17 protein-coding genes and 1 pseudogene are annotated in these 20,369 nt (G+C 40.0%); 11 read left to right on the top strand and 7 right to left on the bottom strand.

Translation table 11 applies throughout. From position 1 onward, the window contains the following. Window positions 1-85 precede the first annotated feature (85 nt). On the top strand, window positions 86-844 hold the full coding sequence (locus LC455_RS25865; RefSeq protein ID WP_440446428.1) for an amidohydrolase: 759 nt from the start codon (window positions 86-88) through the stop codon (window positions 842-844). Here LC455_RS25865 and LC455_RS25860 read toward each other — a convergent pair. Both LC455_RS25860 and LC455_RS25855 read right to left on the bottom strand, forming a co-directional pair. Next, window positions 836-958 (bottom strand): annotated as a pseudogene (locus LC455_RS25860) (amidohydrolase); the annotation flags it as partial. The gene LC455_RS25865 and the pseudogene LC455_RS25860 overlap by 9 nt on opposite strands. A gap of 17 nt (window positions 959-975) precedes the next feature. Continuing rightward, window positions 976-2,436: an aminotransferase-like domain-containing protein gene (locus tag LC455_RS25855; protein ID WP_223595328.1), complete on the bottom strand. Its 1,461-nt coding sequence runs from the start codon at window positions 2,434-2,436 to the stop codon at window positions 976-978. 118 nt (window positions 2,437-2,554) lie between these two features. Here LC455_RS25855 and LC455_RS25850 point away from each other — a divergent pair, with 118 nt between their 5' ends. Beyond that, the gene (locus tag LC455_RS25850) at window positions 2,555-3,175 is read left to right on the top strand and encodes a LysE/ArgO family amino acid transporter (RefSeq protein ID WP_223595327.1); all 621 of its coding nucleotides are present in this window, start codon (window positions 2,555-2,557) and stop codon (window positions 3,173-3,175) included. A gap of 33 nt (window positions 3,176-3,208) precedes the next feature. Here the strand turns inward: LC455_RS25850 and LC455_RS31570 are convergent, their stop codons facing one another. Both LC455_RS31570 and LC455_RS31565 read right to left on the bottom strand, forming a co-directional pair. Then, window positions 3,209-3,640, bottom strand: a complete 432-nt coding sequence (locus LC455_RS31570; RefSeq protein ID WP_317851482.1) for a COX15/CtaA family protein — start codon at window positions 3,638-3,640, stop codon at window positions 3,209-3,211. A 35-nt stretch (window positions 3,641-3,675) separates the two neighbouring features. After that, window positions 3,676-4,146, bottom strand: coding sequence for a COX15/CtaA family protein (locus tag LC455_RS31565; protein ID WP_317851481.1), 471 nt, complete (start codon window positions 4,144-4,146; stop codon window positions 3,676-3,678). A gap of 246 nt (window positions 4,147-4,392) precedes the next feature. Between LC455_RS31565 and LC455_RS25840 the strand changes: the two genes are divergently transcribed. The 3 genes from LC455_RS25840 to LC455_RS25830 all read left to right on the top strand — a co-directional run bounded on the left by LC455_RS25840 (window position 4,393) and on the right by LC455_RS25830 (window position 8,916). After that, window positions 4,393-5,943 (top strand): flavin monoamine oxidase family protein, encoded by a 1,551-nt coding sequence (locus LC455_RS25840; protein ID WP_223595326.1) that lies wholly within the window; start codon window positions 4,393-4,395, stop codon window positions 5,941-5,943. Between the two features lie 136 nt (window positions 5,944-6,079). After that, on the top strand, window positions 6,080-7,129 hold the full coding sequence (locus tag LC455_RS25835) for an LLM class flavin-dependent oxidoreductase (RefSeq protein ID WP_223595325.1): 1,050 nt from the start codon (window positions 6,080-6,082) through the stop codon (window positions 7,127-7,129). 155 nt (window positions 7,130-7,284) lie between these two features. Further along, window positions 7,285-8,916 (top strand): sensor histidine kinase, encoded by a 1,632-nt coding sequence (locus LC455_RS25830; protein WP_223595324.1) that lies wholly within the window; start codon window positions 7,285-7,287, stop codon window positions 8,914-8,916. Between the two features lie 44 nt (window positions 8,917-8,960). On the opposite strand, the gene LC455_RS25825 is transcribed toward LC455_RS25830, so the two are convergent. Beyond that, on the bottom strand, window positions 8,961-10,280 hold the full coding sequence (locus LC455_RS25825; protein ID WP_223595322.1) for a hypothetical protein: 1,320 nt from the start codon (window positions 10,278-10,280) through the stop codon (window positions 8,961-8,963). A 280-nt stretch (window positions 10,281-10,560) separates the two neighbouring features. Between LC455_RS25825 and LC455_RS25820 the strand changes: the two genes are divergently transcribed. The 4 genes from LC455_RS25820 (at window position 10,561) to LC455_RS25805 (ending at window position 16,148) form a co-directional block, all read left to right on the top strand. Beyond that, window positions 10,561-12,315 (top strand): L,D-transpeptidase family protein, encoded by a 1,755-nt coding sequence (locus tag LC455_RS25820; protein WP_223595320.1) that lies wholly within the window; start codon window positions 10,561-10,563, stop codon window positions 12,313-12,315. A gap of 667 nt (window positions 12,316-12,982) precedes the next feature. Then, the gene (locus tag LC455_RS25815; RefSeq protein WP_223595318.1) at window positions 12,983-13,207 is read left to right on the top strand and encodes a hypothetical protein; all 225 of its coding nucleotides are present in this window, start codon (window positions 12,983-12,985) and stop codon (window positions 13,205-13,207) included. 1,146 nt (window positions 13,208-14,353) lie between these two features. Beyond that, window positions 14,354-15,532 carry a ParM/StbA family protein gene (locus LC455_RS25810; RefSeq protein WP_223595316.1) on the top strand — a complete coding sequence of 393 codons (1,179 nt, stop codon included), beginning with the start codon at window positions 14,354-14,356 and terminating at the stop codon, window positions 15,530-15,532. 13 nt (window positions 15,533-15,545) lie between these two features. Beyond that, window positions 15,546-16,148, top strand: a complete 603-nt coding sequence (locus tag LC455_RS25805; protein WP_223595315.1) for a hypothetical protein — start codon at window positions 15,546-15,548, stop codon at window positions 16,146-16,148. A gap of 40 nt (window positions 16,149-16,188) precedes the next feature. Here LC455_RS25805 and LC455_RS25800 read toward each other — a convergent pair whose 3' ends face one another. Further along, window positions 16,189-16,314: a DUF4023 domain-containing protein gene (locus tag LC455_RS25800; RefSeq protein WP_223595313.1), complete on the bottom strand. Its 126-nt coding sequence runs from the start codon at window positions 16,312-16,314 to the stop codon at window positions 16,189-16,191. Window positions 16,315-16,458: 144 nt separating this feature from the next. Between LC455_RS25800 and LC455_RS25795 the strand changes: the two genes are divergently transcribed. After that, entirely contained in the window at window positions 16,459-18,036 is a 1,578-nt protein-coding gene (locus LC455_RS25795) for an FMN-binding glutamate synthase family protein (protein WP_223595311.1), read from the top strand. An 88-nt stretch (window positions 18,037-18,124) separates the two neighbouring features. Next, the gene (locus LC455_RS25790) at window positions 18,125-19,078 is read left to right on the top strand and encodes a phosphotransferase (RefSeq protein WP_223595310.1); all 954 of its coding nucleotides are present in this window, start codon (window positions 18,125-18,127) and stop codon (window positions 19,076-19,078) included. Between the two features lie 23 nt (window positions 19,079-19,101). On the opposite strand, the gene pepT is transcribed toward LC455_RS25790, so the two are convergent. Continuing rightward, entirely contained in the window at window positions 19,102-20,334 is a 1,233-nt protein-coding gene (gene pepT, locus LC455_RS25785; protein WP_223595309.1) for a peptidase T, read from the bottom strand. Window positions 20,335-20,369 lie beyond the last annotated feature (35 nt).

The raw sequence follows: 20,369 nt of genomic DNA, 5'->3' as shown, positions 1-20,369 counted from the left end.
TAAGTAAATGAGGTTTTAAGTATATCCATAGGTACGAGCTGACCATGGTTTGGGAGGAATAAAATTGAGAAAGCAATTAAAGAAAATGTTAGAAGCACGGAAAGACGAAATAATCCATATTCGCCGGTATTTACATGAAAACCCAGAGTTGTCTTTTAAAGAAGAACAAACAGCTCAATATATTTTAGATTTTTATAAAGGCAAGGATGTTGAAATTCAATCCAATGTCGGAAATGGACATGGAATCATCGTGACGATTAAGGGCGGAAAGCCGGGAAAAACGATTGCACTTCGGGCCGATTTTGATGCCCTTCCGATTTTGGAAGAAACAGGACTTCCTTATAAATCAAAGAATGAAGGAGTCATGCATGCGTGCGGGCATGATGGACATACGGCCTATTTAATGGTTCTTGCGGACTGCCTGATTCAATTAAAAGATGAAATCCCAGGTACCATCAAAATTATTCATCAGCATGCAGAAGAAGTACCGCCTGGCGGTGCCAAAAGCATTGTTGATTCTGGGAAGTTGAATGATGTTGAAAATATTTTTGGGATTCATTTACTTCCAATGGCGAAAGCCGGAAATGTAGGCTATCACAGCGGTTATTCATTTGCAGGAAGATCATATTTTAAACTCGGGATTCAAGGTGTCGGCGGTCACGGCTCTTCCCCGCATTTAGCAAATGATGCGATTGTTGCGGGCTCATATTTTGTAACAGCTGTTCAAACCATTATCAGCCGCCGGCTAAATCCAATGGATATGGGAGTTATTACGATTGGTTCCTTTTCATTTGTACTTTCTAGGATTTCTTTCACCATTGCCGTCACATCCGGGTTATTCTAATCCATAGTTTCCGCAAACTACATAACCTACTGATTTTGCAGCAACGATCAATGCATCCTCGTCAATATCAAATTTCGGGTTATGGTTGAAATAAGGCTTTTCTACACCTTTTGGTCAGTATACTTTTTAGGTCACATATGTCTATTAGAATGATATTTAATAAGCTTTGCTAAAAGGATCAGCCCTTTTTCAAGGTGTTCTATTGAAGCGTAAGAATATGAAATCCGAAGGTGCTGATAATCAGTTTTTTCATACACGCTTCCTGGATTTAATAAAATCCCTTCTCGAAGGGCTAAATCAAATAGTTTTCGAGTGGAAACTCCTGACTGCAGCTTCAGCCAAATATAAAATCCGCCTTTTGGTTCGCTCCAGGCAGCTATTTCAGAAAAATACTTCTTTAATATTTGAATGGTGAAATCCCTTCTGAATCTTAATTCAACCCTTAGTTCCTTTAAGAAATCCTCGTACAAACCACTACAAAGCCACTTTTCTACAGCATATTGGGAAATAGAACTCGATCCATAATCTGTTTGCATTTTAATATCTGCCAAACGTTCAATGACAGGTTGTGGCCCTACAATCCATCCAATTCGTAAACCAGGGCTCAATGTTTTGGACACACTTCCGATATATAATACATTCCCTTGTGTGTCATGAGCTTTCAAAGGCTTTGGCGGCGAGCTTTCAAACCATAGATCACCATAAACATCGTCCTCAATGATAGGAAGGGATTCTCTTTGACAAACCTTTAGTAATTCAATTCTTCTTCTCTCAGACATTAAAGTGCCTGTTGGATTGTGAAAGTTAGGTATCGTATAAAGCAACGTCCCATTATGCTGCCGCTTTATACGTCCAATGGAATCACATCTAATCCCCTCATCATCTAAAGGAATCCCAAATAAATTCATACCTGCAGATTGGAATACGTGTACGGAGTTCAAATAGGAAGGTGTTTCATGGAAGATGGTCGAACCTCTTTCTAACAGTCCAATTGATATCAATTGCAGTGCTTGTATCCCTCCGGAAACAATTAATATTGATTCAGGCGAGGCTTCAATTCCTTTTGATTGTAAATAGTCGCTTACCGTTTTTCGCAAAGATAGACTTCCTTTAGGCTCGATGTATCCAAGTGATAAAAAATGTCCATTTTCTATTTGCAGTATTTTTTTCATCTTTTCGGTTGGTAACAAATCTGGTGAAAGTTCGCCCGTTCCAAGCCGAGTAAAGGCAGGGTCTGCTTCAGCCTTATTGATTTCTTGAATGATCGATATATTGGGCCTATGGATACCGGATTTTACATAACTAATCCAATCTGGTAGAGGTGTTGACGAAAGCAGGCCCCAGGTATTATTAATCACCCTTGTACCGCTTCCAATCTTAGATTCAATGAGTCCATCAGCAGTTAGTTCTTCTAGTGCGATTACAATTGTACTGCGATTTACTTGAAATAGTTTTGCTAAATTTCTTTGTGGAGGGATTTTAGTCCCTATGGTCCACTCACCGTTCATTATTTTCATTTTCATATAGTTATAGATTTGCTGATGCAAAGGAATTGCTGAGTTTTTTTGTGGTTTCCATTCTATATCAGACATAGGCTATCTCCGTTTTTTTCTTTTATTATAACCAAATGGTTGGATTAAATCCCATCCAATTGGTTGGAGACATCGAGCCCATCCTCCGTTATCCTAAATAGGAATAGGAGGAATTATTGTGGAACCATTCTTTCATGGAGTCATATTGGCATTTGGATTAATTATACCTTTAGGTGTCCAAAATGTATTTGTATTTAATCAAGGAGCGACGCATAGAAAGTTCACAAATGCTTTACCTGCCATTTTAACAGCAGGGGTTTGTGATACAATTCTTATTTTTATGGCTGTGGCCGGTGTATCCATTATTGTTTTTAGTTTTGAATGGTTAAAGATTTTACTATTTTTAATTGGCTTCATTTTCTTAGCCTATATGGGATGGGTTATGTGGAAAAATACACCTGAAGTTAGCACTGATCAAGAGCAAAGCCGTTTTTCTGCACGTCGTCAGGTTACCTTTGCTGCGTCTGTGTCCTTACTTAATCCTCATGCCATAATGGATACTATTGGAGTTATTGGAACTAGCTCAGTGGCTTATACAGGATATGAAAAATGGATATTTGCTATAGCCTGTATATTGGTGTCTTGGCTTTGGTTCTTCTCCCTAGCAATCATAGGTAGAAAAATGGGTCAAATTGATAGAAGTGGGAAGCTCTTAAAACAAATGAATCAAGTTTCCGCCCTGATTATATGGGTTATGGCTATTTATATGTTATTTCAATTGTTCTCTCCCCTGCTGTGAAAAAGGTGCCCTAAAAGGGCACCCTTGCTATTTCTACACATCTGTTTTATTTAAAATCGGCTGATTCGTTGCAATGCTTAGCCTTGTTTTCAAGAAGGCTGCCGTGCCTAAAAATACCCGTGCCTCCACTACAAGTGCGAATAAGAGGGTGCCTGTTGCAAGGTGAAGCATCGCCCACGAGATATCAATAACCTTCATAATCGTCAGAACTCCTAATACTAATTGAATGAAAACCGTTATAGCCGAAAAAATGAGCCGATTCTGCAGTTTATCTCCCCATCTGTTTTTGAAAGACAAATAGACAAGAAAAAAGATGTACAAGGCTGAGACGAAGGCTAATCCCCTATGAAGGGTTTGAAGCATTTCTGGAACTGTCATTGGCAAAACTGAATCCCTACAAGCAAATGCACCACATATCATTCCCAAAGAATCGTGCTTCACATAGGCCCCTAAACCAAAAATCACTAGCAAAAGAAACAGGACAATATTGAAGTGTCGTTTTATTCCTTTTGTTTTTCAGATTGAAAAGCAGGCTGGTGTCGAATATCGCCCTTTTCTTCTGTTCGCCGCCAAATCCAGATGAGACTTGTCAGAAAGAGTAAAGCAATGATTAAGTGACCTGCAATGACACTCGTCGGCAAATCTTTTAACACTACGATTGCCCCCAGCATGACTTGAATGATAAGCAAAACAATCATCCAATATCCAACAGTTCGAGCTGATTGATTTGCATTCGTCCGTAGAATTTTGGCGAATAAAATAAAAGAAACAATCCCAAGAATGGCACCAATAACCCTGTGCGTGAATTCAATCAACGTGTCCCCATGTAAGGTTGGTACAACATCGCCATTACATAAAGGCCATTCAGGTCCACATCCCATCCCAGATTTTGAGGAAGCCACATAGCCTCCAAAAACAATTAATAAATATGTGAGCAAAATCGTTAACAAAGCTAATCGCTTTATTGTCACGCTCACCCCTCTTTAATTAGTAGCTTATTACGAAAACATCCCCATGCTTCGCATTAGCATTATTGCCTGATTTTCCTGATGTTAAGGAGGATGCTTGTGAACATTTTGTGAACTAATTTATGAAAAATAAATGAGAAACCAATTTCCTGCCTAAAGCAAATAAAGAAGGTCATGCATATTTTATGGATAGATATTTACTATCGTACGATAGTTTATCGATCAATGTTGCATAGGGAGGGTAGGTTTTTGGCACGAACACCATTAGCAAGCATCCTGCAGAAATCCTTTGCGCTGGCTAGTGCTGAACTGGAAAAACAAACAAGCACTGGACAAGCCATCACATCACAAAAAGCTGCTCCAGAAACACAAAAGAAGCAGGCTATTAAATATAACCGCGATGGAAAAAATAATCCGAAAATCGTTATTGTCGGGGCTGGATTGGCGGGCCTCACAGCCGCCTATCGGCTAAAGCAGGAAGGGATTCTATCAACTGTTTATGAAGCGACAGACAGGGTTGGTGGACGATGTTGGACGAGAAGGGGCTTCTTCAAGGACGGGCAAATTGTCGAACGGGGCGGAGAATTAATCGATACGGGTCATAAGGAGATTCAAGAGCTGGCAAAGGAATTTGGCTTGGAATTAGATCATTTAATCAAGTCAGAATCCATGGGCACGAAACCTTTTTATTTCTTTGACCAATCCTCTTATTCTTTTCAAGAGGTAACAAATGACTTTTTGAGCATCTTGCCAAAATTGCAAAGAGATCTAGATGAAGTAGGTGAAACGACCCTTTATAATCGTTTTTCGGAACGTGGATATGAACTGGACCATATGTCAATTGTCGATTATATCAATGAAATTGTGCCAGGTGGAATTGAATCGAAATTTGGGAAATTACTAGAGGTTGCCTATACCCTTGAATTTGGAGCGGATGCTAATTTGCAGAGCGCATTAAATCTCCTTTATTTGCTAGGATTTACTCAAAAAGATCAATTTCAAATGTATGGCGACTCTGATGAATGTTTTCATATTAGGGGTGGTAATGATCAGCTCCCCACAATGCTCGCAAAAAGTTTAGATGATGGTCAAATTCAATTTCATTCCCAGCTGGTAAAAATTGAGCAATTTGCTGAAAATGAAATCAAGCTTGTTTTTCGAAATCGCGAAAGGGATTGGGAAGTTGTTGCGGACAAAGTGATTCTAGCTATTCCTTTTAAAATTTTAAAAACAATAGATTTTGAGAATGCCAGTTTTCGAAAGTTAAAAAAACTAGCAATTGAAGAGCTTGGAATGGGAGTCAACACGAAGCTCCATGCGCAATTTGTCGAACGGTTCTGGAATGATATCGGCAATAATGGTGAGACTTTTACGGATACTGGCTATCAGCAGACGTTTGAGTCAACCAGGGCTCAGCAAGGTAATTCCGGCATATTGGTTAATTTTACAGGCGGCAAAACAGCGGCTAAGCAGTTTGCTTTAACTGAAGCGGAAATAAATGAGACTACGAAGCAATTTTTGGACAAGTTAAACCATGTTTTGCCGGGAAGTGTCAGCAATTGGAATGGCTTAGCGACTGTTGATCACTGGCTTAGCAATCAATGGACCAAGGGCTCTTATTCATATTGGAAGGTTGGCCAATATACGAAGTTTGCCGGGGTTATGGGGGAACGGGAAGGCAATATATTCTTTGCGGGTGAGCACACATCCATTCATTATGCTGGTTATTTAAATGGAGCGGTTGAGTCTGGAGAAAAGGCAGCACGAGAAGTCATCGATGATATCTTTAATAAGGAGTAATTTAGGGAAGGAGTACCATCTAGATTTAGGGTGCTCCTTTTTATTATGCGGCGGGCAATTCAAGAAACTTGAATTTATAGGAGGAAAGTCTCAAAATAAAGATATTATTTTTTGATGGAAATTGGAGGAATAGTCAGTGGAGATAGGTATTAGTACATTTGTTGAAACAACACCAGATGTTCAAAATGGCGAAGTGATTAGTCATGCCCAGAGAATACGGGAAGTGGTGGAGGAAATTGTCCTTGCTGATCAGGTAGGATTGGATGTTTTTGGTGTCGGTGAACACCATCGAGAAGATTTTGCTGCTTCTTCCCCGGCGGTGTTGCTTGCAGGAGCGGCATCACAGACAAAAAGGATCAGGCTGACAAGTGCAGTAACAGTGCTATCTTCGGCAGACCCAGTCCGTGTATTCCAAGATTTCGCTACGCTGGATGCCATTTCAAATGGACGCGCAGAAATTATGGCGGGACGCGGTTCGTTTATCGAATCCTTTCCATTGTTTGGTTATGATTTGCAAGATTACGATGAACTGTTTGAAGAGAAGCTGGAGTTATTGTTGAAAATACGGGAATCTGAAAAAGTAACCTGGAGAGGAGGATACCGTCCGGCGATTAACAATCTGGGTGTATATCCAAGACCAGTGCAAAACCCTCTTCCTGTTTGGATTGGAAGCGGCGGTAATACCCAATCTGTCATCCGTGCAGGAATGCTTGGATTGCCGCTTGTTTTAGCCATTATTGGAGGCAGTCCAATGCAATTTGCGCCCCTTGTTAAGCTTTATAAGCGAGCGGCAGCACAAGCCGGACACGATGTATCTAAGCTGCCTGTTGCGTCACATTCACATGGTTTCATTGCTGAGGATACCGATACAGCAGCGGACAAATTTTTCCCTCCTACCCAGCAGGTCATGAACGTGCTTGGACGTGAACGCGGCTGGGGTCATTACAGCCGTGCAAGCTTTGATGCCGCACGAAGCTTTGAAGGAGCGCTGTACGTTGGCGATTCAGAGACGGTGGCAGAGAAAATTATACACCTCCGCAAGAACGTAGGAATCACTCGCTTTATGCTTCACGTACCGGTGGGGTCCATGCCGCATGAAGATGTCATGAAAGCAATTGAGCTGCTGGGGACAGAGGTGGCGCCGCGGGTTCGGGAGGAAATCTCACGATGGGAAGCGGAACAGTAAGCCCTAGTTCGGCCGGAACATAGTCTTTTATCAATGTTCCTACAAACAGGAGAAAAATCAACAAAAATTGTTCTAATGTCAATTGTTAACAAAAGGATTCTCCTTCAGGGCTGTCGAATTTTCACCTTATGAAGCTTCTGAAAGGACTATTACCTATGTGTAAAAAGCATGTGAATGACTTACCATTTTATCGAAAAATTCTATTACTTTCTTTTCTTATCACCTTTGTGGCAGTTGTTTCGACAGCGGGGTTTACATTCTTTTATGAATCGAAGCAGCTAACGAATCAGTTAACAGATCGGGCCAGAGGCGTTGCCAGTCTTTGGAGTGTCACGATCCCAGCTGAAGAAGTGGAAAAAGCCATCGACTCCCATGATCCTAAAGCTCCATCCATACAAAGGTTGAATTACTCAGTCGGCTTGATTCAAACAAGAAACGCTAAATATCTAGAAGGATATATCATGGAAGCAAAGATAGAAAAAGAGAATGAATTGGAATTTTTAGCAGTTTCAAAAGCAGATCAAACCTCTGAGATTAACAGCTTTAGCAAGTATAAAGCAGGCAAAGAATTTCTTATGGCCTTTAAACGTGCCATTTCCGAAAAAAAGGTAACAAGCAGCGGTCATTATCATGATCGTTATGGTGGATGGATTACTGCCTTCCAGCCTATTTTAGATAACGATGGAAAAGTGATTGCAGTATTAGCAGTAGATGTTGATGCATCGACAATTGATCACTTTAAAAGGAAAATCGGGGTGTATTTATTATCTTCATTGTTAATTATCACAATGTTGATTTATTTTATATTGAGATGGGGGCTAAGCAAAGTTTTGAAGCCCGTACATGAAATCATTTCCGGAATTGATGCAGTGAGTTCAGGTAATTTTGATGTTAAGGTTGGGATATCAAATCAGTCTGACATGGGGAAATTAGGAAAAAACTTTAACCATATGACCGCACAGTTGACGGAACTGTTTGAAAGGCTATCAGAAACTTATAAAGAATTTGGCTCAATACCAAAAAATATCGGCAATGTCCATCGTGTGGAAGAAGCCATTTGTGAAATGGAAAAAATTATTGCTAAAACGAAAATCCAAAAGGAATTGCAGCGGGCTGAAAAAATGAATGCGATTGGGCAGCTTGCGGCCTCTGTTGCTCATGAAATCCGTAATCCAATGACGGTTGTGAGAGGTTTTTTGCAAATTTTTTTATCGCATGAGCAATTGAGTGAATCGGAATTGTCTTATATTCAATTAATGCTTGATGAGATAAACCGGGCTGAGAAAATTATTAATGATTATTTGTCGCTTGCAAAACCTGATCTAGATCATATTGAGATGGTAAATGTAACGGATGTTGTCATAAAAGTAGCTGATTTAATGAACACCTTTGCCTTTATGTCGAAAAACATTTCTTTGAAAACCAATTTGGATGAAGCAGTGTTTGTAAGAGGTAATAAAAGTGAATTAAAACAAGTGATTATTAATATTGTCAAGAATGGTATTGAAGCCATGCGATCAGGCGGTATTTTATCCATTAACGTTAAGAGTTTTAAAACCTATGGATTGATTGAAATTAATGATACCGGTATTGGCATGTCGGCTGAGGAAATGGAACGACTAGGGACGGCTTTTTATTCATTAAAGGAAAAAGGAACGGGTATCGGGCTAATGGTTTGTTATCAAATCGTAGAAAGAATGAAAGGCAGAATTGAAGTGGAAAGTGAAAAAGAGGAAGGAACGACCTTTAGAGTATACATTCCATTATGGGTAGAAGGAAATCTATAAAACAAAGGCTGTCGAAACTGACAGCCTTTGTTATTTTCATTTTATTATTTTCTCCAGGCACCATCCGGTCCTAATCTGTATTTTCCAATCCATGTATTATAAGCCATTGCCCCGTTTGGATAGAGGTAATACCATTTGCCGCCTGTATAGATCCAGCCAGTTTGCATTGCCCCGCTAGCCGCTAAGAAATACCAATTGCTGCCCCATTTCAGCCAGCCTGTTTTCATCGCTCCGCTTCCAGTCAGGTAATACCAGGTACCCCCTAATTTGATCCATCCTGTTTGCATTTCTCCATTTGAATTGAAATAGTACCATGGCCCATTAATTTTACTCCATCCCGTTACTTTTCCCCCGGAAGGCAGATAATAAGACCATTTTCCATCAACTAAATCCCATCCCATTTTTACAGTCAGCATGATTTGATCTTTCGTCGTGGCATTTTGTGCAATGTCTTGGGCAGTGAGGGAAACTGTATAATCGTCTTTTTCTAAATTCGTTAATGGTATTGAGAAACTGCCATCGTCTTTTAAACTAACAGAATTAGAATTGTAGATATTTCCATTTTTCTTCTTTATGACATAAGTCAATTTTAGATATTTATTTACATCATAAGGTACTCCATATTGATTTGCTAAAGCCTTATAATCTACGAATTTATCAGTAACAGTACCCGTTAAATTGTAGGCTGCACCTTTGGCAGTATGCTGGCTGTCGATGTTAATGACAGGTTTTGTCCTTTTCACAAAAAGCGGATAGAGATTCACTTCGTAGCCAGAATCATCAACTTCGTCAGGTGTATAGGATTCAATTCTAAAAGCATAAAGTCCATCAGGCAGCGTCCGATAATCTAATATATCAGGGTGGTAGTCAAAATATTGCCCATCGAAAATTCCAGTTTGAACTCCGACTGAATCCAATCCGTCTTTATAATAAACATCTCCCAGCCAGCCATACTCATCAATTCCTGAATCTGGGTTGGACAAATTATAGACATAGATAGTGGTTAAACTGCGTTCTACTTTATTTTCATACTTGATAACGGCTGTGTCCCCTCTTCCATCACCATCTGGGGAAATGGCACTATTACTGACAGAGAACATCTTAAATACATCATTTTCTTGGATTGGGTCTGTTGGAACAGGAGCGATTGGCAGCGGTCCCCCAATGACAGGCGGTAGCAAGGATGTGGTTACTTTTGCAAGACGATTTTTAGCAGACCGTTCTTTAAGGATGGAAGACAGAGGGCGGCTTTGCTTCAGCCCATCAAGTTTAGATGCCGCCGACACAGCGGGCGCAAATAGAGGGAATACTAATGTCATAGATAATAAACTACTTAAAACCAAACGGGGTTTTCTCTTTTTCAAAGGACATCCTCCTTTAGCACTAAATAATATGTAACTTTATCATGGTAAAAGATGGGTGTAAATAAATACCATTCAACATATTTTTTAACGTAAATAGACATAGTTTGAAGAAATAGATGGTGACTATTTTTTAAAAAGGTATTGTCGAGAGATAAAAAGACTATTATTCTAATTTTTTTGAAAAATTATTAAAATATTACAAGTTTCTCACCAAATTATGACAAAAACCTCCCGTTTGACATGTTACTGTAATAATAACTACATTTATGGGGAGAGAGATATGATAAAAAAATTATCAATTGTTTTTGTGTTCCTATTAAGTATCTTGTTATTTAATGGCCAAGCAGACGCAGCAAGTTCTCAGTTGATCATTATTAACAAAAAGACTAACACTCTAGCATTTTATAATGCTGGCAAGTTAGTCAAAACCTTTAGTGTTGCTACAGGGAGATCAAGAGATTTAACTCCTGAAGGCACATTTAGGATTGTAAATAAGATTAAAAATCGTCCCTACTATACAAAAAATATTCCTGGGGGCGACCCGCGCAATCCGTTAGGTGACCGCTGGATGGGACTAGAGGCAAGGGGTACATATGGTACAACATATGGGATTCATGGAAATGCCAATGAAAGCTCAATTGGTAAATACGTAAGCTCGGGCTGCGTGCGCATGCATAATACCGAGATCCGTTGGCTGTTTGACCAAGTCCAATTGTATACTCAGGTAATCATTACTTACTCTAGCAGCAGCTTTGACGCAATTGCAAAAGCAAATGGTTTTTCAGTGAATACGGATGGCTGGGTGCTATCAGGCGGTAAGTGGTACTACTATGTTAAAGGGGTTGCCCAAAAAGGATGGCAGAGCATAAACAGTAAGTGGTACTATTTTGATGGCTCTGGCGTAATGAAGACTGGCTGGCTTTCTTATAAGAACCAGTGGTACTATTTAGATAAATCCGGTGCAATGAAAACCGGCTGGGTCTATGATAAAGCAAAGTGGTATTATCTAGATCAATCGGGAGTCATGAAAACGGGCTGGCTGTCATACGGCGGCAAGAAATACTTCCTTGAACAGTCTGGTGCGATGAAAACCGGATGGCTTTTATCAGGAAATGATTGGTATTACTTCATGCCTGATGGTTCAATGAAAACGGGCTGGGCCTTAGTTAAAGGAACTTGGTATTACCTCGAAGGCAGTGGAATCATGAAAACAGGCTGGCTAGACCTATCTGGACAGAAATACTTCCTCAACAGTGATGGCGGGATGGTTATAGGCTGGAAGGAAATTGAAGGAAAATGGTACTTTTTCAAAAATGACGGTCTAATGGCTTTCAATACGGTGGTTAAGGGTTATAAACTAGGTGCAGACGGGGTCTGGATCCAAGTTGAATATGTTGCCTTAGGAGATTCCCTGGCAGCAGGTATGACCCCAACTGGCGATGATCGTCATGATGCAAATGGAAAAGATTTAGATTTAGGATATCCAGATTATATTGCAGAAAACTTTGCAGGAGCTTATCAATTGCTTGATTTTGATAACTTTGGTGTTTCAGGATATACAACTGATAATGTAATCGCTCAATTAAGTAATCCAGATGTTCAAAAAGAAATAAAAGAAGCTACACACGTTACTCTTGATATTGGTGCGAATGACCTGCTTAAAGCTCTTCCAGACATTCAGGCAGACCCAACTAAAGCGCCTGCGGCAATTGGAACTATTGCAGCAAAGATAAATGCAATTCTTGGCACAGTTGATCAGTTGAATCCAAATGTAAAGGTTTATGTAATGGGCTACTATAACCCATTCCCATATGAGACGGATCCAATTAAGACTGCACAATTAAATCAATTATTAACAGCATTTAATAGCCAAATACAAGTACAGGCTACAGCTCATGGAGATACATTTGTCCCGACTGCTCAAGTAATTAATGTAGAGAACTTTCAAGAATATCTTCCTATTCCAACTAGCATTCATTTAAGCCTTGCAGGCTATCAAGTAGTGGCTGGGGAGTTTTGGAAAGCAATAGACTAATAGAAAAATAAATATATCAATTAACAGGGCACCCTCCACAACGGGTGCCTTTATTTTATTGTGCCTATCGATACTAACTGGGGAAATGGCGGAAATAATGGATTATGGTGTCCACTATAAAAATAATGCAGTTTAAAGATTACGACAGGCTGTATTGACCATCAACGCACCAGTAGCGAATGAGGAAGTGATAATTTTAGAACCTGAAAAAGATAATTGGTCTAGTTGTTGGGATTTTATTCAGTTATTGGGAAGCTTTGCGGCAACGGTAAAAGGATGAGAGTAGACAGAATAACGTTGGTGGTTTTCATAATGTAGATGGTGCTTTAGGTTTTTTGTTTTTTTACGTAGACAAACACGTTTACTTGTTTACTTTGTTGTATGCATGGTGTTTACAAATATGTAAACAAGTAAACAATTCGGTAAACAAAATTGTAAACAAGTATACAAACCCGTACACATCTAGTAATGACACCATGTATACAGGTTTGTCCTATATGTTTACAAATTTGTATAATAAATCATTACGAACGCAAAGGTATATTTTTTGGGTCTATTAATTCTACAATAGATTTTTTTAATTTGGTGAAAACAATTAAGGAATCCAGATTTTCAAAAAGAAATAAAAGAAGCTATACACGTTACAATTGATAATGGTGCGAATGACTTGCTTGCAGCGCTTCCGGCCATTCAGGCTGACCCAACTAAAGCGACGACGGCCATTGGAACTGTTGCTGCTAAGATAAACATAATACTAGGTACAATTAATCAACTAAATCCAAATGCAAAGGTTTATGTAATGGGCTACTATAACCCATTCCCATATAATCCAGCACTGCAAGATCAATTAGCTCCATTATTAACAGCGTTTAATGGCCAAATTCACGCATAGGCAGCAGCACATGGCGATACATTTGTCCTGACTGCTCAAGTGATTAATGTAGAGAACTTTAAAGAGTATCTTCCAATCCCAATGAGCATTCATTTAAGTCTTACAGGCTATCAAGTAGTGGCTGGGGAGTTTTGGAAAGCAATAGACTAAAAAAATAATCATATCAATTAACAAGGCACCCTCCACAAAGGGTGTCTTTATTTTATTGTGCCTATCGATACTAACCGGTGAAATGGCAGTATTAATGGATTATGGTAATGTAGATGTTGCTTTAAGGTTTTTAATTTTTTGCGTAAACAAATACGTTTACTCGTTTACTTTGTTGTATACTTGACGTTTACAAATACGTAAACTTGTAAACATTTTGGTAAACAGATATGTAAACAAGTATACAAAGCCGTAAACATCAGTAATGACGGTATGTATAAAGGTTTGTCGTATATGTTTACAAATTTGTATATTTAATCATCATGAACGAATAGTATATTACTTGAATCGATTAAAACTACCACGGTTTTTTAAATTTGGCGCAAACACAACCTGGAGTATTCATTTACGCAGGTTTTAGGAGATTCCTGTTTGGCAGGGCCAATCCCAATGGAGAATATAGTTGGAAGTAATCGATGGTACTCAGAATAGCAGAGTACAGCCAGAGTACAGCGATTAATATGAATCAATTTCTTAACTTGTTCTTTGAAAGAATTTATGGTTCTGCATGAGCAATCATGAAGCTATACGAATAGTGTTTCTTTGTGTCAACTTTAACTATAGATAAACAGGAGTTGCACCACTTATATCCAAAGTACTAGTAGTCTAGTTTTTTATTGTAGTTCCTCTCGTATACAAAACCGTATACATGTTTACATGATTGTTTACAGAGAATGTATACACGTAAACGGAAATGTTTACAAGTCTACAAAATTGTACACTTAGCATGCTTAAGCATTGTATACACTATTGTAATCAAGGTTTACAAAAATGTTTACTCTTTGCCGTTGTTTACAGAATGTTTACTTCTTTACACTTGTATTTCGTTTCTGTTGGACTATTGAAGAATCTATTAATCTCCTATAACCTATTAGTACATGCTAGTTTTACATATCTATATTTGAAATTAAATCTATTAAAGAAAAAGGAATGATGTATATGACAAAGTCCAGAATTGCTGCCATTGATGTAGGTAATGATTCGATAAAAGCTATTTTCGGGGAATTAGAGTATGAATTAAATATTCCTAATATTATTGCAAGGGACACTGAGGATCGTCCTGTAATTGGGATTGAAGAACTTGATAATAAAAATCCATTAGACGGAATCCATGTAAAAATCCACTCCCCTGCCTTGAAAGAAAATAACGTAATCTATCGTGTAGGTAATTTAGCCACTAAGAGTAATAATGCTACCGAATTAGATCCGGGCAGCAGCAAGTCAGAAGAAGACCAAACCTTAATTATGCTATTTACCACATTAGCGTTAGATGCAGTAAAAGATGATGCCACTTTCCTAAAGACAAAGAATATCATTGATGCCAATTATACATTAGGCACTGGCCTCCCCCTTCGCGAAGTAAAGGAAGGAAAAGATGCCGGATATCGTTCGAAATTAATGGGCTCTGTCCATCAAGTTGAATTTTTAGTAACTCCAAAATACCAAGGCTTAAAGGTGAACATTAAGTTCAATGAAGTAAAGGTCTATCCGGAAGGATTTGCAGCTTACATTAACCTTGTAATGGATAATAACTTAAAAATTATCAATAAGGACTTAATTGATAGACGCATTCTCATTCAAGATATCGGCGGTTTATCAACAGATATTGCTGTCATCAAAAATCGAAATGTTGATGATGATAAAGCCCAGGGCTTTAACCTAGGTGTTTCTGAATCATTAGAGGCCATTCGTGAGGAAATTAGAACGAAGCACGGTGTGGAACTGGATAGCCGCCGTGACGTAGTTGAAATCATCACACGAAAGAATGACCGGAACCACATTATGGTAAAAGGAAGCAGAACAAGTGTCCATGATATTACTGATCGAATTCTGCTTGATCTAGCAAAAAAACAGTATCGTTTATTACGAAATGTATGGTCAAAGAACTCACAAACGGAAATCTGCTATTTTGTTGGCGGCGGGGCCCATGTATTGAAGGATTACATTAAAACATTAAATAATAATCTCGACGGATATAATCTGGAATTCTTTGAAGACGATAAAGAAAGTATTTGGATGATGGCAAATGCCTATTATAAACTCATCATGGATTTTGCCAGAAAAACTGATAAACAAAACAATGTTAAACAACCACAACCACAACCTGTAAAAAGCTAAATAAGGTGATGAGATGAAAAAGGCTGCGACCAATGATATAACAAGGGGCCAGGCAATATCCTTCCGGGTCCCTTCCGATACACCTGACCATATTGTCAAGCATCTTCAAAAATTGAAGGAAACCGAGCGCAGAAATTTTTCAAGTAAAATTGCGGAATTCGTCATGCAGGGAGTCAGCAGTTCGGTTTCACGTGAAAAAGAAACCATTACGATTCCCCTCCCCCAGAGGCTGACGAAAGCACAGCGGGATTGGCTAAAGCATGAGCACTCTGAGGCATTGCTTGGGAGTATCCTTTTTCAACTGATTTCTGACCCAGTTCGTGCAACCTCCCTTTTAGCATCTTTAAATAGTAAATCTTTGGATATAGATGAGGCTTTATACCTTCAGGAGAAAGTATTTCCTGAGGAACTTTCTGCTAGCTATCAAGAGGTGTCTGCCGGGATTGGGGAGGATACTGTCCCTGTTGATCTAAATGATTTAGAGGACGATTTAGATGGGTTTGATTGGGATAGGGCGGAAAAAGTGCAGCCGACCATTACAGAAGTGGTTGAGGGTGAAGGAAAAGATGAAGTAGAGGACCTGCTTGGCGGGTTTTTGGCGAATATGAATAAGTAAGAAAAACAAGCCATGATATAAAAGTCATGGCTTGTTTCCATTAATGACTATGGTTCGGCAATTTTTTGGCAGGGCGATTATCCCCTTGATGTTCTTTATTTTTCCTGTCCTTTTCCTGCTTTTCGCGCAAATCCTCTACAAATTCATGCGTACTTTTGTTATCCATTCCACAACCCTCCTTACGATTAGAACAATGGTTAATGTATCCATTCCATCCTAAAAACATACAATTTCTCCCCTCCTTTAACAGATATTGGATTTAAAATTTACTTACCGTACATAAGTATTAAAGAATGGAGGAGGAGTTTGAATGTTATTAACGATTCTGATCATTCTTTTGACTGTATTTATCGGCGGTCCGCTTTACTTTTTCCTCTGGCTGCGCAGCTTGGCAAAAAAGCCGCAGCATTCCATTATCAGGGCCTATCCCTATTTTGGCTGGATCCGTTATGTTCTCGAAATGATGGGACCGAAGCTGAGGCAATATTGGTTTGACAGTGATAATGGAACGGGACCATTTTCCCGTGCTGATTATTTAGGGATTGTTTTTTCAGCGAAATATCGCAGCGATCTGTTGAGCTTTGGCTCGAAACGGGATTTTGAACAGCCCGGTTACTTTATCGCAAACGAGTTATTTCCTCTCTTAAATGATGAATTAATGGTTGATAATCAGGAAAAAGTCCATGCGATGAAATATAAAATAGACCATGAGGGATTGTTCACACGACGAGAGCGCCTTGAAGAGGATGAGATTACTCGCTGGCTTTTTCATGAGGAGGATACGATTGTCGTCGGCCCGGAACGACGGGAGCCTTGGAGGCTGCGCGGGCCTTTTGGTGCCTCCGCAACCTCCTACGGATCTGTTGGGGAACATTACATTCTTTCAACGGGACATGGAAGCAAGATGGCAGGCGGTTCATGGATCAATACGGGTGAGGGAGGAGTGGCGCCGGAGCATCTGGAAAGCGGTGCTGATGTCGTATCCCAAATTGGTCCTGGATTATTTGGATATCGTGATGATGAAGGCCGCTTTTCACTTGCTGAATTCAAGATGAAAGCAGCAGAACCAATGATTAAAGCCTTTGAGCTTAAGTTCGGCCAAGGGGCAAAAATCCGCGGCGGCCACCTTGAGGGGGCAAAGGTCACAGCAAAGGTTGCCCAAATTAGAAAGGTTCGGGAAGGTCAAACGATCAATTCACCGAATCGCTTTTCCTTTTTGCAAAATGCTGCGGAAGCGCTGCAATTTATCAAAACACTGCAAGAAGAGGGCGGAAAACCAGTTGGAATAAAAATCGTTGTGGGCCATCACTCGAAACTGGATGAATTGTTTGAAACGATGAATCGGCTGCAGATTTATCCTGATTTTATTACGGTTGATGGCGGTGAAGGAGGTACAGGTGCGACCTTTAAATCGATGGCAGACTCGATGGGGCTTCCCCTTTTTCCTGCTTTAATTGCAGTTGTCGATAAAGCGTGCAAATATGGGGTCCGCCGTAAGTTCAAGATTTTTGCGTCAGGAAAGTTAATTTCGGCTGATAAAGTAGCGATTGCTTTGGGAATAGGTGCTGATGCGGTGAACTCAGCCCGCGGTTTCATGATTGCAAATGGCTGCATTATGGCCCTGCAGTGCCATACAGGTAAATGTCCGGCAGGCGTTACGACAACGGACCCGAAACATCAGGAGGCCTTGGTGCCTGAGGAAAAAAAGTGGCGTGTGATGAACTATATTATTAATGTCCGCCAGGGACTGTTTGCCCTATCGGCAGCCTGCGGTATTGATACGCCAAGGAAATTTACCCGTGACCATATTGTTTTTAAAGCTAGTGATGGTCAGGTGAAGAAGCTGTCTGAGCTTTTTCCCTTGCCTGAATCGGAAAACTTGCGATGATTTAGAGTTAGCATTATATTCATAGTGGAAACTTTTTCTATAACAATAAATCTATTATCCTACTAATCTAGACTGGGTGGTGGGACCTTTGGGGCTGCCGAATGATATTGTTCTCGAAAACGGTATTTTAAATGAAAAGTTAATTATGAAAAGGGAGATTCTTTATAAGGGCATGAACGGCAGGCTTGTCGAACGATTTTATTTGTCCTTGGCGGAAAGCTATATTTTTAAGCCTCTGACCAATAACGATCAATTAGGTAAGGAAGCGTGGATCCATGAGCAGGTACTCCCCCATTTCCCTGCTATTTTTCCTAGAATACTTTCTTATTCGGAAAGTGATAATCCGGAATTGAGCTGGATGATTCTAGAGGACCTCGGCCAGCTTACGCATAAATTTAATGAGGAAACCGTGTTGGGCGTGGTAAAGTGGGTGGCTTGGTGGCATTCCCTCCCAGTGGGGAAGCTTGGGAATCTCCCGGTTAAAGGGCTAAAGCCGCAAATTGGTGAAATTGTTGCAGAAATTTGTGATAGACGGGAGTCGTTTTATCAATTACTGCCGCAATTACAGATTGACGAAAAACTTATTCAGCATATTTATGCTTTGCTCGGCGAGGTGGAATTTTCAACGCATCAGGTTTTGTCACATGGGGATTTACATGTCGGAAACTATGCCTTCGTGGATAATAAAATGATGATTTTGGATTGGGAGCACACGCACCTTAATACGCCATACTGGGATTTGTATCATGTTTTGGATATGTCTCATCCCCTTTTTCCAAGGACGATTACGAGTGAATTTCGCGAAATGATTTTAAAATCGTATCTTAGCCAAGTGAAGTTAGAGATAAATGACTATAATTTTATGAAGGAGTATTATTTGTTCGCGGCGGCTTTTTCCATTTGGATGCTCCTGCTGATTCAAAAGGACTTACAGAATAACGGCGGAAAGTGGTCGGTGGAACAGCTGATTACGCAGCGGGAAGAGACGGCTTGCAGTTTGCGGCAGTGTGGTGCTGCTCTCTTTTCGACAGAAAAAAGCTAACCATGGGGGTTAGCTTTTTTTGGTTAAGCTTTTTGCTCGGTAAGTTTGATGATTTCAATCACGGTGTTGGTGGCATTGATCATGTTATCAACGGAAATAAATTCATATTTGCCGTGGAAATTTTCGCCGCCGGTAAAAATATTCGGCGTTGGCAGTCCCATGTAGGATAATTGGGAGCCATCAGTGCCGCCGCGAATTGGCTTCGTAATCGGTGTAATGTCCAGATTTACCATTGCCTGGTGAGCAATGTCGACAATTTCTTTTACTGGTTCGATTTTCTCTCTCATGTTGTAATACTGGTCTTTTAATTCTAGCTGGATGGAGTTTGTGCCGTATTTTGCTTGTAGGTCCGCAACAATTTTTTCCATCGTGGCTTTTCTTCCATTGAATTTTTCCTTGTCATGATCCCTGATAATATAGTGAAGCTTCGTTTGTTCAACCTCGCCATTAAAAGAGATTAAGTGGTAGAAGCCTTCGTATCCCTCGGTATGCTCTGGGGCTTCTTGTGCTGGAAGTTTACTATGTAATTCCATGGCAATTTTCATGGAGTTGACCATTTTGTCCTTGGCCGAACCAGGGTGAATATTCGTTCCTTGGACAGTAATTTTAGCGGCAGCTGCATTGAAGCTTTCGAACTCCAGCTCCCCTAGCGGACCACCATCAACGGTATAGGCATAGCTGGCATTGAAGGCAGCAACGTCAAACTTATGAGGTCCCCTGCCAATCTCTTCATCCGGTGTGAACGCAACGCGGACCCTGCCGTGCTTGATTTCCGGATGCTTAATTAAGTAAGCCATCGCAGTCATAATTTCGGTGACGCCAGCCTTATTGTCCGCACCAAGGAGTGTCGTGCCGTCGGTGGTAATTAAGGTGTGACCCTTATAGTCTTGAAGACTTGGGAAATCCTTAGGTGACATGATTACTTTTAGTGCTTCATTAAGGACGATTTCTTGGCCATCATAGTTTTCCACGATTTGCGGATTCACGTTTTTACCAGTAAAATCAGTTGCGGTATCGACATGGGCAAGGAAGCCGATGGTTGAGACTTGCTTTTCTGTGTTGGATGGCAGGGTTGCCATCAGGTAGCCATTCTCATCAAGCGTGATTTCTTCCATCCCAATGGCTTTTAATTCATCTTCGAGCATACGAAGCAGTGTCCATTGACCTTCTGTTGATGGACAAGTTTCACTGCTTTCATCAGATTGAGTGTCAACTTTTACGTAGGAAGTAAATCTTTCAATCAATTCGTTTTTCACTATTGCTACACTCCCTTGTTAGGTTTTTGTACATG

The sequence above is a fragment of the Neobacillus bataviensis genome, from assembly GCF_019969725.1.
Note: the sequence above shows the minus strand (reverse complement) of the source record. Positions and strands in the feature narration are given on the sequence as shown.